This window comes from Actinomadura vinacea, assembly GCF_039532545.1.
In the GTDB taxonomy this organism is placed as follows: Bacteria; Actinomycetota; Actinomycetes; order Streptosporangiales; family Streptosporangiaceae; genus Spirillospora; species Spirillospora vinacea.
The window spans coordinates 94,254-109,492 of the sequence record NZ_BAAARW010000012.1 but is presented as its reverse complement, the minus strand read 5'-3'; the positions used below and the strand labels follow the sequence as shown (position 1 = coordinate 109,492).

Below are 15,239 nucleotides of genomic sequence, written 5' to 3'. Positions count from 1 at the left end.
GGCGGGGCGGAGAGAGGCCGGGAAGTTAGGCTCTGGGGCAGTCTCGGGAACGGTTCTGTAACGAGTGCCCTGTGGAGGACGTTGTGGCGGAGTTCGTGCGCGTCGAGGTCGAGGACGGCATCGCGACGATCCGGCTGGACCGGCCGAAGATGAACGCGTTGGACGCGCAGATGCAGCGGGAGCTGATCGAGGCGGCCCGGGAGGTCACCCAGGACGACGAGGCCGGCGCGGTGATCCTCTACGGCGGTGAGCGGGTGTTCGCGGCGGGCGCGGACATCAAGGAGATGGCCGGGATGTCGTACGCGGAGATGGCCGGCGGCCATTCGCGGCTCCTGCAGGACTTCGCCAAGGCGCTGGCCGGGATCCCCAAGCCGGTGATCGCGGCGGTGAACGGGTATGCGCTGGGCGGCGGCCTGGAGGTGGCGCTGACCGCCGACTTCCGGGTGGCGGGCGAGGGCGCCAAGGTCGGGCAGCCGGAGATCCAGCTGGGGATCATCCCGGGCGCGGGCGGCACGCAGCGGCTGGCGCGGCTGATCGGCCCGGCCCGCGCCAAGGACCTGATCTTCTCCGGGCGGCACGTGTCGGCCGCGGAGGCGCTGGAGATCGGTCTGGTCGACAAGGTCGTGCCGGACGCGGAGGTCTACCCGGCGGCCAGGGAGTGGGCGGCGACGTTCGTGGGCGGCCCGGCGATCGCGCTGCGGGCGGCCAAGCAGGCGATCGACGCGGGCTGGGAGGTCGATCTGGGCACCGGCCTGGAGATCGAGCGGACGCAGTTCGCGGCGCTGTTCTCCACCGACGACCAGAAGAACGGCATGCGCAGTTTCATCGAGGAGGGTCCGGGCAAGGCCAAGTTCACCGGCCGGTGAGGTCCGCGTCGGCGCGTGGCTGACGGAGTGCTTCGCCGGGCGGCCGGGCCGAGCCGGGGCCGTTGTTTCGTGTACGCCTACAAGAAATGGCGCGCTCTGCTTGTTCGTGGGGTGACTTGACGCGGGCGGTGGGGCTCGCGAGCATCGAACCTACGGTTAAGTAGGTTGTGTTGTGCCTGCTCGGGACCGTTTTCCGAAGCCGTGGGACGGTGGTCGCGCCGCCCGGCGGCCACTCCGTACAGCGAAGGAAGCGCGTATGCCCCTGCCGTTGCAGACCAAGCTGATGCTCGACCTCGAGCCGGTGGTGGAGAAGGAGCTCGACCGCCACCTCTCGATGGCCAAGGAGTGGTTCCCCCATCAGTACGTCCCGTGGGGGCAGGGCCGCGACTTCGACGGCCCGCTCGGCGGGGAGGGGTGGACGCCCGAGGACTCCAAGCTCGCGGTGGAGGCGCGCGAGTCGCTGATCGTCAACCTACTGACCGAGGACAACCTGCCCGGCTACCACCGCGCGATCGCCGAGGTGTTCGGCCGCGACGGCGCCTGGGGCACCTGGGTCAACCGGTGGACGGCCGAGGAGAACCGGCACGGCATCGTCATCCGCGACTACCTCACGGTCACCCGGGCGGTCGATCCGATCGCGCTGGAGCGGGCCCGGATGCACCACATGGAGGAGGGGTTCGAGGCGGCGCACGGCACCGAGTTCCTGCACGGCGCCGCGTACGTGTCGTTCCAGGAGCTGGCGACGCGGGTGGCGCACCGCAACACCGGCAGGGCGTCGGGCGACCCGATCTGCGAGCAGATGCTCGCCCGGGTCGCCGCCGACGAGAACCTGCACATGATCTTCTACCGGAACCTGATGGCGGCCGCGATGGAGATCGCCCCGAACGAGACGGCGCGGGCGATCACCGAGGTGGTCAAGGCGTTCCAGATGCCGGGGCACGGCATCGACGGGTTCCTGCGCAAGTCGGTGATCATCGCGAACGCGGGGATCTACGACCTGCGGCTGCACCACGACGACGTGCTGATCCCCGTCCTGCGCAAGTGGGGGCTGTTCGACCGCACCGACCTCACCGGCGACGGCGACAAGGCCCGCGACGAGCTGGCGGAGTACCTGGAGCACCTCGACACGCAGGCGCGCAAGTTCGAGGAGCGCCGGGACGCCCGCCGGGCCCGGCAGGCTGCCCGCCGGTCCGGCTGAGAACCGGCTCTGGGGGAGCGGGGGTGTCGTGGCCGGGGAGCGTCACGGCGGTATCTCGAGTCACGGAAGTATCTCGTTAGGAACGACCGCCCTACTTCTGGCGTCAAAGGGTGTATGGGGACGCAACGGCGACTGGGCGGGTATCGGTTGCTGGACGAGATCGGCCGGGGGACGACCTCTGTCGTCCACCTGGCCATGGACTCCGCGGGCCGCGAGGTCGTGCTGAAAAGGCTGCGGCCCGAGTACGCCGCCGAGCCCGCGGGGCGCCGTGCCCTGGCCATGGAGATGGCGGTGCAGTCGCGGGTCCGCAGCGACTACGTGGCGCGGCTGCTGGACGGGCAGGTCGACGCCGACCAGCCCTACCTGGTGATGCAGTACGCCCCCGGCAGCCCGCTCGGCGACCTGGTCGCCGAGTACGGCCCGTTCGGCGGCGAGCGGCTGCCGCGGCTGGCCCGGCGGCTGGCGCTGGCGCTGGCGGCGGTGCACGACGCCGGGGTGCTGCACCGCGACCTGGCCCCCAAGAACGTGATCGTGCTGGGCGACCGGCCCATCCTGATCGACTTCGGGATCGCCCGGGAGCGGGGCGCCGCCCAGACCACCGCGCGCGGCGTGCTGGCCGGGACCCCGGCCTTCCTGGCGCCGGAGCTGATCGAGGGGGAGCCCGCGACGGCGGCGTCGGACGTGTTCTCCTGGGCCGCCACGCTCGCCTTCGCCGGTACCGGGCGCCCGCCGTTCGGCGCCGGGACGGTGCCCGCGGTCTGCTTCCGCATCCTGCGCGGAGAGCACGACCTGGCCGGGATCGGCGAGCCGCTGGCCTCGCTGCTGCCGCTGGGGCTGCGCCGCGACCCGACGCGGCGGCCGACCGCCCGCTGGTTCGCGGGGGCGCTGGCGGAGGGCAACGTGGGCGTCACCGATCGAGAAGGGGCGTCCGTCGCATAGTGCCGGATACGGCCGTGGCGATCGGCCCGGCCCACGAGGCGAAGGTAGGGTTTCGTAAACGATGGAGGGGGTTGCCACGTCCGGGGACCGTATCGGCCACTACCGCGTCCTGAAGACCCTGGGGGAGGGCGGGATGGGCGTCGTGTACCTCGGCGCCGACCCGGAGGGACGCAACGTCGCCATCAAGGTGCTGCGCCCCGCCGTCGCCGGGGACGCCACCGCACGCCGCCGGCTGGCCCGCGAGGTCGACTCGATGCGCCGCGTGCACAGCCCCCACGTCGCGGAGATCCTCGACGCCGACGTCACCGCCGACCGGCCCTACATCGTCACCCAGTACGTGCCGGGGCGCACGCTGGAGGAGCTGGTCGAGGACGGCGGCCCGATGCACGGGCACGCGCTGCAGCGGCTGGCGGTCGGGCTGGCCGCGGCGCTGTCGGCCATCCACGGCGCCGGGATCATCCACCGCGACCTCAAGCCCGGCAACGTGATGCTGGTCGACACCGAGCCGGTGGTCATCGACTTCGGCATCGCGCAGGGCGCGGACGCCACCCGGCTGACCGCCACCGGCATGGTGATCGGCACGCCCGGCTACCTGGCCCCGGAGATCATCGAGGGTGAGGACGCGGGCGCGCCGTCGGACGTGCACGCCTGGGCGGGCACGGTGGCCTACGCCGCCACCGGCCGGCCGCCGTTCGGCTCCGGCACCTTCGAATCGATCTTCTACAAGATCATGTCGAGTACGCCGGACCTGGACGGGGTGCCGCAGGCGCTGCTGCCGGTGCTGCGCTCGGCGATGGCCCGGCACCCGGCCGAGCGGCCCACCGCGGTCAGCCTCGGCCAGCTGACCCGGCGGATCCACTTCGAGACGACCATCACCGACACGACCCGCGTCGACGACCACTACACGCTGCCCGATTCCGGGCCGGCCGCCTCGCAGCCGGTGGAGCGGCCGCCCACCGATCACGCGCAGACCTTCTCCCTGCCGCCGGCGGAGTCGCAGGAGGCACGGCCGTCCGCGGCGGCCGAGACCGCGACGCCCCCGCCGGTGCCCGCGCCGGCGCCGGTCCCGGCCCCCGCGCCGTCCCAGCCCAAGGACTTCAAGGGGATGCTGCCCCCGGCCGCGCCGCCGCCGGTGCCGCCGCCGGGGCCGAGCCCGTACGACACCGGCCCGCGGTACGACCAGGGCTGGTACGAGCAGGCGTCGTACGCCCCGTACCAGGCGCAGCCCTCGCAGGGCGCGCTGCAGCGCGGTGACCAGCAGGGCGCGCCGCCGCCCGGGCCGCCGCCGGCGCCCGCCCCGTATGATCCGTACGGCCAGGGCACCCATCCGCGCCCCGACCAGCGGCCGGCTCAGCGTCCCGAGCGGCGCCCCGACAAGCCCCCGCGTGAGGCGGAGCGGCGCAAGCCGTACGGCTGGTACCGGTTGCTCAGCTTCCTCGTCCTGGTCGCCCTGCTGGGATTCGCGCACATCGCCCCGCTCCTCGCCCTGGGCGTCACGGTGGCCGGCGTGCTGGTGCTCCGGATGGGCGACAAGGCCGCCAAGGGGATGGAGAGCAAGCAGACCCGGCGCGGCCCGCGGTCCGGCGACGCGGTGGCGGCGGCGTTGAAGTCGCCGCTGCACCTGCCCGGAGCCGTGCTGATGACGCTGCTCCTGGCGGGGCTGGGCGCGCTGGCGGGGATGATCCTGCTGGGGGTGCTCATGTTCGCCCAGTCCGGCATGAGCGCGTCGCGGGCGATCGCGTACTCGTCCATGGCGGTGATCCTCCTGCTGTGCCTGGCGCCGGGGAGCGGTGCGCCGCGCCGCCAGATGGCGCGGCTGTGGGGCGCGATGCTGCCGCGCACCGAGGCGGCGATGGCGGCGGCGCTGATCCTGGGGATCTTCGCCGTCGTCCTGGTCGCCCTGTCGCAGCAGCAGCCGCCCGACACCACGCCGATCGACGGCATGAGCCAGGACCTGGAAGACCTGCGCACCGATATCCGCGAACTCTTCACCGGCGGGCTCCCCTTCATGTGACGGCCCCGGGCACACGTGATCGATAGGGTGACGAGCCTTATGGGCAGGGAAACGAACACCGCCGGAATCCGGCACCTCGGGCAGTACCGGCTGCTGGACCGCGTCGGCGGCGGGGTCGGGGTCGTCCATCGCGCGGCCGACGCGTCCGGCCGGGACGTCGCGATCAGAGTGCTGCCGCCCGGGGAGTACGACCTCGCGCGCATGAAGGAGGTGCGGAGCCCGTACGTCGTCGACGTCCTGGACGGCGACGGTGACGGCGCCCCGCCCTACATCGTCAGCCGCTTCGTCCCGGGACGCCCCTTGGGCGAGTGGCTGACGGCCCCTCTCCAGGGCGCCGAACTGCGTCGGCTGGCGCTGGGCCTGGCCAAGGCCATCGCCGCTCTCCACCGGACCGGCCTGACCCACGGCGATCTGCGCCCCGACCACATCCTGGTGGTGGACGGAGCGCCGGTCGTCATCGACTTCGGCCTGGTGCCCGGCGGGCCCGCGGCGGACCTGCGCGCCTGGACGTGCAACGTCGCCTTCGCCGCGACGGCCGATCCGGAATGCTTCGGCGAGGACTACCCCGCCGCCGCCAGAGGGGAGGCCATCCCTGAGCCACTCCGCCTGCTGCTGCGCGCCGCGTGGACCTGTTCCATCACGCCCGAGGGGCTCGCCGAAGCGCTCGCCGCCGTCGAACTCACCTCACTCGAAGAGCCGGAACCGCACCTGACTCCCGCACCGCCGGACCGGGCCGCGGCGTCCGCTGCCCCGCGTTCAGAACATGCGCCCGCAGAGGAGGCGCGCCTGACGCCTGCTGCTTCGCGTCCCGTGCAAGCGCCAGGAGAAGAGGAGCGCTCTGCGGTTTCTCCTCCTGCGTCGGAGGCCTCGCGTCTGGCGGCGCCGGACCGGCGTGCGGCGCATGAGATGGCGGTCGCGCGGGCTTGGGCGCGGCTGCTCACGGTCATGGTGATGGTCATCGCGGTCGGGATCGCCATCGCGCTGCCGCTCGCGGGGATCTTCCTGTCGCTGGTGGCGGTCACGGTGCTGCGGGCGGGCGCGGACGGTGCGGCGCGGGCGCTGGTGCGCACCGCGCTGAGCGTGCCGTACGCGGCGGCGGCCGCCGTCCTGGTCACGCTGGGCCTGGCCGGGATGTCGGCGGTCAAGGTGGAGGTCGACCCGCTGGGGGCCTGCGCGTTCGGCGCGGGCGCGGCGGTCGGCGTCCTGTGGGCGGGGCCGGGGGTCAGGGGCCCGCGCCGGGGGCTGGAGGCGGCGTTCGCGTCGGTGGTGCGCGCGCCGCGCCGGATCGCCCTGGCGGGGATCGTGCTGGGCGTGCTGGCGCTGTGCGCGGTGGTCGCGGCGATCTCGCTGACCCCGAGCCTGGCGCCGTTGTACGGCCTGCAGAGCGGTCTGGAGAACGCCGTCGGCCGCTTCCAGAGTGCTCTGCTCTGACGTGGGACATCTCTCAGTGGCGGAGATTTTGCCCACAGGCTACCGGCGGGTAACATAAGGGTGGCACGGCTAATCGGGGACCCGGGGCCGAAGCGTGTTCGGGTCTTTGGCAGGCTGTGAGGTGCTAACGCATTCCAGACCGCGTCGACCCGCCATGGGCGGCGCCCCTCTGCCGCTCCCGCAGCGGCCCAGAAGAGTGCATGGGAGGTCGGCCACCGGCCATGAACATCGTCGTCCTGGTGAAGCAGGTTCCCGACACGGAGAGCCCGCGCAAGCTGAAGTCCGAGGACAGCACGCTCGACCGTGCCGCCGCGGACGGTGTCATCAACGAGCTCGACGAGTACGCCATCGAGGAGGCGCTGCGCGTCAAGGAGGCCCACGGCGGCGAGGTGACCGTCCTGACCATGGGGCCCGACAAGGCGACCGACTCGATCCGCAAGTCCCTGGCCATGGGCGCGGACAAGGCCGTGCACCTCGTCGACGACGCCCTGGTCGGCTCCGACGCGCTGCAGACCTCGTACGCCGTCCAGCAGATCCTCGGCCGCACCGGGTTCGACCTGGTGATCCTGGGCTCGGAGTCCACCGACGCGCGCACCGGCGTGCTGGCCGCGATGCTCGCCGAGCGCCTGGGCGTGCCGCAGCTGTCGCTGGCCAACAAGGTCGAGATCGACGGCACCGCCATCAAGATCCAGCGGCAGACCGACTACGGCTACGACAAGGTCGAGGCGAGCCTGCCCGCCGTGGTGAGCGTGGTCGAGAAGATCAACGAGCCGCGCTACCCGTCGTTCAAGGGGATCATGGCGGCCAAGAAGAAGCCGGTCGAGACGCTCGGCATCGCCGACGCGGGCATCGACGCCGGCCAGGTCGGCCTGGCCGGCGCCGCCACCGCGGTGGTGGACTTCGCCGAGGCCCCGCCGCGGGAACAGGGGCAGATCGTCACCGACGAGGGCGACGGCGGCGCGAAGATCGCCGAGTTCCTCGCGTCGAAGAAGTTCGTCTGAGCGAGGAAGGGAAGCACGACAATGGCTGAGATTCTCGTCCTCGTCGACCACGTCGACGGCGAGGTGAAGAAGGTCACCCTCGAGCTGCTGACGCTGGCCGGGCGGTTCGGCGAGCCGGCCGCGGTCTGGATCGGTCCCGGCTACGAGGGCGCCAAGGACAGGCTCGGCGAGTACGGCGCCGCCAAGGTCTACGTGGCCGCCGACGAGGAGCTGAACTCCTACGTCGTCGCCCCGAAGGCGGCGCTGCTCGCGCAGCTGGTGAACGAGAAGTCGCCCGCCGCGGTGCTGGTGTCGGCCACCGCCGAGGGCAAGGAGGTCGCCGGGCGGCTGGCGGTCAAGACCGGTTCCGGCGTCCTCACCGACGTGGTGGACGTCGCCGAGGGCTTCGTCGGCGAGCACTCCATCTTCGGCGGCGGCATCATCGCGCACGCCAAGGTGAACACCGGCACGCCGATCATCGCGGTGCGGCCGAACTCGGTCGCGCCGGAGCCGAACGCGGTCACGCCGGCCGAGGAGCAGGTGTCGGTCGCGCTGTCGGACGCCGACAAGGCCGCGAAGATCGTGGAGAAGGTCGTCCAGGAGAAGGGCGAGCGCCCCGACCTGACCGAGGCCGCGATCGTGGTCTCCGGCGGCCGCGGCGTCGGCGGCGCCGAGAACTTCACCATCATCGAGGGCCTGGCCGACTCGCTCGGCGCGGCCGTGGGCGCCTCCCGCGCCGCGACCGACGCCGGCTGGTACCCGCACCAGTTCCAGGTCGGCCAGACCGGTAAGACCGTGTCGCCACAGCTGTACATCGCGGTCGGTATCTCCGGCGCCATCCAGCACCGGGCCGGCATGCAGACCTCCAAGACGATCGTCGCCATCAACAAGGACCCCGAGGCGCCGATCTTCGAGCTGGTCGACTACGGCGTGGTCGGCGATCTGTTCCAGGTGGCGCCGCAGCTCACCGAGGAGATCACCAAGCGCAAGTGATCACCGCGCACGCGGTGCGAGCTGCTGGAACGGCCGGGACGGGCGACCGTCCCGGCCGTTGCGCGTTCCGGGGTCCGCGGCCGCTCGCGAGGTGCCGGGTGATACTTCCGCTCTGTGGGGCTTTAGGTGCTTTTTCGGTGAGGGTGGGAAGACTGCCGACGCGGGACGGGGCCGCGGTGCCGTCCCGCCCTGCGCACGGGACGGGCTCCGGGCGGCCGTGAACGCCGCCCGCGCCGCGTGCCGTATGGAACAGTGCGGCGCCTCGTCCGCGTTGTGAGTGCGAGCGGTGACCGAAGACCCCCAAGGGAGCCATGGAAGCGATTCCCGAAAGCAACGGACACACTCGGGCGGCGCCGCACGGGCGGCTGACCCCGGCGCCCCGGCCGCTGTCGGTCACCCCCCGCGAGCGCGTTCCACTGACCGTGGACGAGGTGGCCCGGCTCGGCGACCGCCTCCGCGACAGCATCGCCGGCGCGGTCCGCATGCCCGCCGACGTGCTGGAGGTCGTCCTCGCCACCGTGCTCGCGGGCGGCCACCTGCTGGTGGAGGACCACCCGGGCGTCGGCAAGACGCAGCTCGCGCGCAGCCTGGCCCGCACCCTCGACGGCCGCTTCGCCCGCGTGCAGGCGACCGTCGACCTGCTGCCCGCCGACATCGTCGGCGCCAACGTGTGGCGCGCCGACAGCGGCGAGTTCGAGTTCCGCGCCGGCCCGGTGTTCGCGAACGTGGTGCTGGTCGACGAGATCAACCGGGCCACCCCCAAGACGCAGTCCGGGCTGCTGGAGGCGATGGAGGAACGGCAGGTCACCGTGGACGGCGAGAGCCGCCCGCTGCCCGCGCCCATGGTCGTCATCGCCACGCAGAACCCGGCCGCCGGCTACGACGGCACCTACCCGCTGCCGCCCGCGCAGCTCGACCGGTTCCTGTCGCAGGTCTCGCTCGGCTACCCCACCGCCGACCAGGAGATGGAGCTGCTGCGGGCGGGCCCCGAGCCGGGCGCGGCGGCGGTCACCGACCCGGAGCGGCTGCTGGCGGCGCAGCAGGCGGTCGCCGGCGTGCACGCCGCCGACCCGCTGCTGCGGTACGTCGTCGAGCTGCTGGCCGCGACCCGCGACCACCCGCTCGCCGAGGTGGGCGCCAGCCCGCGCGCCGGGCTGCTGATCCTGGCGGCCGCCCGCGCCCGCGCGGCGCTCAACGGCCGGGCGTTCGTGCTGCCCGACGACGTGCAGGCGCTCGCCGTCACCGTCCTCGCGCACCGGCTGCAGCCGACCGCGGCGGCGCCGGCGAGCGCGGCCCGGGAGATCGTCGAGGACGCGGTCCGGCAGGTCCGCGCGCGATGAACGGCTCCGCCGCCCCCGGCCCGCTCCGCCGGGCGCTCGCGTCCCTGCCCGCGTCCGTGCCCGCGTCCGTGCCCGCCCCCCGGTTCCGGCCGCGGCGGCGGCCCGACCGCGTCACCGGGCGGTGGGCGCTGTGGCTGCTGGCGGCGGCGATGCTGATCGCGCTCGCGGGCGCGCTGCCCTCCCTCACGGTCTTCACCCTCGCCATCGGGCTGGTCCTGACCGTGGCCGGCGCCGCCGCCGTGGTGCTGCTCGCCGCCGGACGGCCCGCCATCGTCCGCACCCTGCCGGTCCGGGAGGCGCGCGAGGACGAGCCGCTGCCGCTGGAGTTCCGGGTGCGGATGCCGTCCTGGCTGCCGATCCGGCTGGAAGTGCGCACCGGCCCCCACACCTGGGTGCCGCTGGACCGCGATGGCGGCACCGTGGAGCTGTTCGTCGAGCGGCGCGGCGCGCACGTCGTCGGCCCGTCCCCGATGCGGCTCGGCGACCCGCTCGGCATCCTGCGCAGGCCGGTGACCGCCGGGGTGCCCGAGCCGGTGCTGATCCTGCCCGAGCCCGGCACCGACGCCCGGATCGTCCCGCCGCGCGGCGCCCGCGCCGACGATCTGGAACCCGACGGGCTGCGCCCCTACGTGCCGGGCAGCCCGATCAGCCGGGTGCACTGGCCGTCCCTGGCGCGCGGCGGCGAACTGCAGGAGCGGCGGATCGCCGCACCGCCGACCGGGCTGCCGCTGGTCATCGTCGACACCTCCGGTGCCACCGATCCGCGCGCGGTCGACTGGGTGGCGCGGGCCGCCGCCGGATGCGCGCTGTCGCTGGCGCGCAGCGGCGGCTGCGAGGTCCTGCTGCCCGGCGCCAAAGCCCCCATGGCGGTCGTGGACGGCGCCACCTGGCGCGCCGTGCACCGCCGGCTCGCGCTGCTCGAACCGGGGCGGCAGGGCGGGGCGCGCCGGCCCCCGGGCGGGCGCGGCTCGTCGGTGGTCCATGTGCCGCCCGGCCTCGACCTCGGCCCGGAGCGGCCGCCGCTGCCGCCCGGGGTCGTCCCGATGCCGACCGGCCACGACCTGGCCTTCGTCGCCACCATCGGCACGGCGTCCAGGGAACCGGAGCCGGTGCGGTGATGCGCGCCGCGGGTCTGCTGCTGGCCGTCGCGGTGACGATCGCGGCCTGGGCGCCGCTGCTCGGCTGGCGGGTGCTGTGGATCGGCCCGGCCGCCGCGTTCGCGGCCGTCGCGCTGGCCGTCCGGCGGCTGCCGCCCGCGCCGGCGATCGCGGCGCAGCTGCTCTGGCCGCCCGCGGCGCTGCTCGCGGGCGGCGCCCCGGCCGGCTGGCTGTGGCCGAGCGGGTGGGACAGCGTCGCGCACGCGCTGGCGGACGGCGTGCGCGAGCTGGCGCTGCTCGTCCCCGGGCAGAGCGCGGGCGACATCAACACCCGCTCGCTCTGGCTGCTGGGCGCCGGCGCGCTCTACCTGCTGGCCGCCGCGCTGGCCGCGCCCGCGCCCGCGAGCCGGCTGCGGTCGGGCACGGCGTTCGCCGTCCTGACCATGCCGTGGGTGGTGGCCGCCGCGATCCGGCAGACCGACGAGACGGCCTGGCCGGGCGCGGCGCTGCTGCTGGCCGGGCTGCTGTGGTTCGCGCCGCGCCGGGCCGCGCTGCCGGTGCTGGTGCTCGGCACGTCCGCGGCCGTCGTCGCGACCGTCTCCGCGCAGGCGCTGGGCCCCCGCTCGCAGTGGCTGAACTTCGACGAGATGGTCGGCCGCGAGGAGCAGTTCCAGACGCTCAACACCACCCAGTCGTACGGCCCGATCACCGACCGGCGCAGCGGCGCCACGATGCTGGAGATCACCTCGCCGCGTCCCGCGCTGTGGCGGATGCAGGTGCTGGAACGCTACAGCTGGCGCGGCTGGGAGGTCGGCGGCGGCGTGCTGCGCGAGCGGCTGCCCGAGCCCGCCGCCGAACCGGTCGACATCGAGGTGCGGGTGCGCGGCCTGCGCGACTCCCAGGTGGTGTCCCCTGGACGGATCATGTCGGTCGAGTCGTCCGGCAAGGTCGACACGATGCCGGGAGAGGCGCAGCGGGTGATCCCGCAGCCCCGGCAGGACGACGTCTACCGAGTCGAGGCCGAGATGGTGCGGGCAGACCCGCGGGCACTGCGGCTCGCGCCGGCGCCGAGCGATCCCGCGCTGTACCCCTACATCAACCTCATGTACCGGTGGGGCGGCGAACGGCTGTCGGGCAACCTGGGGCAGTTCGGGACCTCGCCTGAAGTGACGCCGGGGGTGGCGCGGTTCATCGCCCGCGTCCCGGAGATGGGCCAGGTGATCACGCTCGCCCGGCAGCTCGGCAGCGGGGCGCGGTCGCAGTACGAGGTCGTCGAGCGGGTCGAGCGGTACCTGTCCGAGGGCGGCCGCTTCCGCTACTCCACCGAGGTGCGGCAGAACGTCGGCTTCCCGCTCGTCGACTTCCTGGTGAACAGCCGCACCGGCTACTGCCAGCACTTCGCCGGCGCGGCCGCGCTGCTGCTGCGGCTGGCGGGAGTGCCGACGCGGGTGGCCGCCGGGTTCGCGACCGGCAAGCCCGAGGACGGCATCTACAAGGTGCGCGACACCGACGCGCACGCCTGGATCGAGGTCTACTTCGAGGGCGTCGGCTGGGTGCCGTTCGACCCGACCCCGGCGGCGGACGCGCAGGTGGCCGCGGAGATCGACCCGCTGTCGCCGCCGCCCGCCAAGGACTCCGGCGGCGTCGCGCTGGCCGGCCCGGCCACGGTGCTGTCGCTGGTGCTGGCCGCCGTCCTCGGGCTGACGCTGCGGCGCCGCTCCAGGCGCGGCCGCGGGCACGGCGGCGAACTGCTGGAACGGCTCGCCGTCCGGACCGGCGGACCGGTCACGCCCGCGACCACGCTCAGCGACCTGCGCACGCATCTCGTCCACATCGGCCCGCACATGGCGGAGGTGGCCGCCGACGCCGAACGGGCGCGGTACGCGCCGGGCCCCGCGCCGCCGGGGTCCCGGCGGCGGATCGCCCGCGCCCTGGCCGCCGATGTCGGCAAGCCGCGCGCGCTGCTGCTCCTGGCCACGTCCGCCGTGGCCCGCCCGGAGGACGAGCGGTAGCGGTGGTCCCTCCGGAAGGCGCACGCGTCCCGGATATTGTTGAGCGCGTGGTGACCTACCTCGATCATGCGGCGACCACCTCGATGCGGCCCGAGGCGGTCGCGGCGATGACGGCCGAACTGGGACGTCTCGGCAACCCGTCCTCGCTGCACGCGGCGGGGCGGCGGGCGCGCCGGGTGGTGGAGGAGTCCCGGGAGGTCATCGCCGAGGCGTTCGACGCCCGCCCCAGCGAGGTGGTGTTCACCTCCGGCGGCACCGAGGCCGACAATCTCGCGGTCAAGGGCCTGTACTGGGCCCGGCGCGCCGCCGACCCGGCGCGCACCCGGGTCCTGGTGGGCGCGGCCGAGCACCACGCGGTGCTCGACAGCGTGCAGTGGCTGGCCGACCGCGAGGGCGCGCGGATCGAGCGGATCCCGGTGGACGACCGCGGCCGGATCCTGCCCGAGGCGCTGCGCGGGCCGGTCGGCCCCGATGTGGCGTTGATCACTGTGATGTGGGCCAACAACGAGGTCGGCACCGTCCAGCCGGTCGCCGAGCTGGCCGCCGTCGCCCGCGAGCACGGGGTCCCGTTCCACACCGACGCCGTCCAGGCCGCCGGCCACCTCCAGGTCGGCCTGCACGCCTCCGGCGCGCAGGCCGTCAGCCTCAGCGGGCACAAGATCGGCGGCCCGCTGGGCGTGGGCGCCCTGCTGCTGGCCAAGGGCGTCGACCCGGTGCCCGTGCTGCACGGCGGCGGCCAGGAGCGCGACGTGCGGTCGGGGACGCTCGACACCCCCGCCATCGCCGGGTTCGCCGCCGCCGTCCAGGCCGTGGCCGCGCGCCGGGACGAGGAGGCGCGGCGCCTGGCCGGGCTGCGCGACCAGCTGATCGAGGCCGTGCTGGCGGCCGTGCCCGACGCGATCGTGAACGGCGACCGCGCCGACCGGCTGCCCGGGAACGCGCACTTCTCCTTCCCCGGCTGCGAGGGCGACGCGCTGCTCATGCTGCTGGACGCGCGCGGCATCGCCTGCTCGACCGGCTCGGCCTGCTCGGCCGGGGTGTCCCAGCCCAGCCACGTGCTGCTGGCCATGGGCGCCGACCCGGCCCTGGCCCGCGGCTCGCTGCGCTTCACCCTAGGCCACACCTCCACCGAGGAGGACGTCAAGGCCCTGGCCGAGGCCATCGGGCCGGTCGTCGAGCGGGCGCGCCGCGCCGGGCTCTCCTGAACCGGGCCGTCAGGGCCGGTTCAGGGCTGGTAGGGGGCCAGCGCCCGCCATCCGGGGTCGCTGGTCGAGGCGACCTTGGCCTTCCCCTCGGCCCAGCCCGCCGCCATCTGGTCCAGCTCGGCGATCACCCCGGAGTCGGGGTCGGCGTACAGGTGGAACACCCGCAGCCCGTCGCCGGTCTCCCGGACCGCCAGCACCGCCCGGTCGCCCAGCGACGCGAGCTTCTTCTCGAACTTGCGCAGCGCGCCCGACGACGGCTCCACCGGGAGCCGGTCGGGGTTGCTGTGCGCGTACGGCACCGAGATCGCCACGTGCAGGTCGCACAGCGGGTAGTCCTGGCGGTGCAGCGGGAACCGCGCGCCCAGCCGCGCCGGATGGCCGCGCGGGGTGCGGCTCTCGCCGGTCAGCCAGGTCGGCTCCCCGAACGGCTCGGCGATCTGCTCCACCACGGCGGGCAGCATCGACGGCGGCAGCGCGTCCACCGGCGGGTCGGTCGCGATCGTGACCTCGCCGATCCAGCGGGCCACGTCGTCCTCGCCCATGGACCAGTCCAGGACGTGCAGCGCGACCTGCATCCGCTGCTCCTCCGACACGAACAGGAAGTCGGGGTGGTAGGCGGAGATGTGCACCCGGGCGCGGCCCGCGTCGGCCCGCATGCCCAGCTTCACGTAGTCGAGGTCGAACTCGTGGTCGCCGAGGACCAGCTTGTGCTCCAGCATCTCCGGGTCGGCCTGGCGGGCCGGGAAGTACCGCCAGCCGCCGGCCGCGGCGGCGCGCGGCACGGCCCGGTGCCAGCGCTCGGCCAGCCCGCGCAGCTCGGGGTCGCCCCCGCCGGTGACGGTCAGCGTCGGGGCGTCGTCGTCACCGCCGCCGATCTCCCACTGCAGCCCGGGATGGATCTTGTGGACGCGGCGGGAGAGCTCCTCCACGATCTCGGCCGGGAGCCCTTCGCCGTGCTGGTCGCCCTCACCGGCGGCGTCCGCGCTATCGGCGGGGGCGTCGTCCAGGGGCACGGCGTGCGCGGAGGCGCTGATCGACGCCTCGATCTGCGTGCGCGCCCGCTCCCACCACTCCCAGAACTCGCTGATCGAGGCGGGCGTGGCGGCGGACGGCTCGCGGTCACGGCGGAAGATTCCCATAGCGGGCTCATCGTACGCGGAAACA

The 15,239-nt window shown here is 74.3% G+C and carries 12 protein-coding genes; 11 read left to right on the top strand and 1 reads right to left on the bottom strand.

The features are described 5' to 3' along the window. Positions 1 to 83 precede the first annotated feature (83 nt). The 11 genes from ABD340_RS15815 to ABD340_RS15765 all read left to right on the top strand — a co-directional run bounded on the left by ABD340_RS15815 (position 84) and on the right by ABD340_RS15765 (position 14,075). Positions 84 to 866: an enoyl-CoA hydratase/isomerase family protein gene (locus ABD340_RS15815; RefSeq protein ID WP_344590689.1), complete on the top strand. Its 783-nt coding sequence runs from the start codon at positions 84 to 86 to the stop codon at positions 864 to 866. 256 nt (positions 867 to 1,122) lie between these two features. Further along, positions 1,123 to 2,064 (top strand): acyl-ACP desaturase, encoded by a 942-nt coding sequence (locus tag ABD340_RS15810; RefSeq protein ID WP_344589718.1) that lies wholly within the window; start codon positions 1,123 to 1,125, stop codon positions 2,062 to 2,064. 114 nt (positions 2,065 to 2,178) lie between these two features. Then, entirely contained in the window at positions 2,179 to 3,003 is an 825-nt protein-coding gene (locus ABD340_RS15805) for a serine/threonine-protein kinase (protein ID WP_344589717.1), read from the top strand. A 61-nt stretch (positions 3,004 to 3,064) separates the two neighbouring features. Beyond that, positions 3,065 to 5,017: a serine/threonine-protein kinase gene (locus tag ABD340_RS15800; RefSeq protein ID WP_344589716.1), complete on the top strand. Its 1,953-nt coding sequence runs from the start codon at positions 3,065 to 3,067 to the stop codon at positions 5,015 to 5,017. A gap of 39 nt (positions 5,018 to 5,056) precedes the next feature. Beyond that, positions 5,057 to 6,448, top strand: coding sequence for a protein kinase domain-containing protein (locus ABD340_RS15795; RefSeq protein ID WP_344589715.1), 1,392 nt, complete (start codon positions 5,057 to 5,059; stop codon positions 6,446 to 6,448). Between the two features lie 221 nt (positions 6,449 to 6,669). Then, positions 6,670 to 7,449: an electron transfer flavoprotein subunit beta/FixA family protein gene (locus tag ABD340_RS15790; RefSeq protein ID WP_344589714.1), complete on the top strand. Its 780-nt coding sequence runs from the start codon at positions 6,670 to 6,672 to the stop codon at positions 7,447 to 7,449. Positions 7,450 to 7,470: 21 nt separating this feature from the next. Next, complete coding sequence (locus ABD340_RS15785) at positions 7,471 to 8,421, top strand: electron transfer flavoprotein subunit alpha/FixB family protein (protein ID WP_344589713.1); 951 nt, start codon at positions 7,471 to 7,473, stop codon at positions 8,419 to 8,421. A gap of 311 nt (positions 8,422 to 8,732) precedes the next feature. After that, positions 8,733 to 9,761 carry an AAA family ATPase gene (locus tag ABD340_RS15780; RefSeq protein ID WP_344589712.1) on the top strand — a complete coding sequence of 343 codons (1,029 nt, stop codon included), beginning with the start codon at positions 8,733 to 8,735 and terminating at the stop codon, positions 9,759 to 9,761. Further along, entirely contained in the window at positions 9,758 to 10,879 is a 1,122-nt protein-coding gene (locus tag ABD340_RS15775) for a DUF58 domain-containing protein (protein WP_344589711.1), read from the top strand. Before ABD340_RS15780 ends, ABD340_RS15775 begins: the two co-directional genes overlap by 4 nt. Continuing rightward, the gene (locus ABD340_RS15770) at positions 10,879 to 12,870 is read left to right on the top strand and encodes a transglutaminase-like domain-containing protein (protein WP_344589710.1); all 1,992 of its coding nucleotides are present in this window, start codon (positions 10,879 to 10,881) and stop codon (positions 12,868 to 12,870) included. Before ABD340_RS15775 ends, ABD340_RS15770 begins: the two co-directional genes overlap by 1 nt. A 50-nt stretch (positions 12,871 to 12,920) precedes the next feature. Continuing rightward, positions 12,921 to 14,075, top strand: a complete 1,155-nt coding sequence (locus tag ABD340_RS15765; protein ID WP_344590688.1) for a cysteine desulfurase family protein — start codon at positions 12,921 to 12,923, stop codon at positions 14,073 to 14,075. Positions 14,076 to 14,095: 20 nt separating this feature from the next. Here ABD340_RS15765 and ABD340_RS15760 read toward each other — a convergent pair whose 3' ends face one another. Then, positions 14,096 to 15,214 (bottom strand): DUF695 domain-containing protein, encoded by a 1,119-nt coding sequence (locus ABD340_RS15760; RefSeq protein ID WP_344589709.1) that lies wholly within the window; start codon positions 15,212 to 15,214, stop codon positions 14,096 to 14,098. Positions 15,215 to 15,239 lie beyond the last annotated feature (25 nt).

Bases quoted from the DNA above. Each gene is read 5' to 3' on its own strand.
- ABD340_RS15810 (WP_344589718.1), top strand. From the start codon at position 1,123: ATGCCCCTGCCGTTGCAGACCAAGCTGATGCTCGACCTCGAGCCGGTG.
- ABD340_RS15805 (WP_344589717.1), top strand. From the start codon at position 2,179: ATGGGGACGCAACGGCGACTGGGCGGGTATCGGTTGCTGGACGAGATC.
- ABD340_RS15800 (WP_344589716.1), top strand. From the start codon at position 3,065: ATGGAGGGGGTTGCCACGTCCGGGGACCGTATCGGCCACTACCGCGTC.
- ABD340_RS15795 (WP_344589715.1), top strand. From the start codon at position 5,057: ATGGGCAGGGAAACGAACACCGCCGGAATCCGGCACCTCGGGCAGTAC.
- ABD340_RS15790 (WP_344589714.1), top strand. From the start codon at position 6,670: ATGAACATCGTCGTCCTGGTGAAGCAGGTTCCCGACACGGAGAGCCCG.
- ABD340_RS15785 (WP_344589713.1), top strand. From the start codon at position 7,471: ATGGCTGAGATTCTCGTCCTCGTCGACCACGTCGACGGCGAGGTGAAG.
- ABD340_RS15780 (WP_344589712.1), top strand. From the start codon at position 8,733: ATGGAAGCGATTCCCGAAAGCAACGGACACACTCGGGCGGCGCCGCAC.
- ABD340_RS15775 (WP_344589711.1), top strand. From the start codon at position 9,758: ATGAACGGCTCCGCCGCCCCCGGCCCGCTCCGCCGGGCGCTCGCGTCC.
- ABD340_RS15770 (WP_344589710.1), top strand. From the start codon at position 10,879: ATGCGCGCCGCGGGTCTGCTGCTGGCCGTCGCGGTGACGATCGCGGCC.
- ABD340_RS15760 (WP_344589709.1), bottom strand. From the start codon at position 15,214: ATGGGAATCTTCCGCCGTGACCGCGAGCCGTCCGCCGCCACGCCCGCC.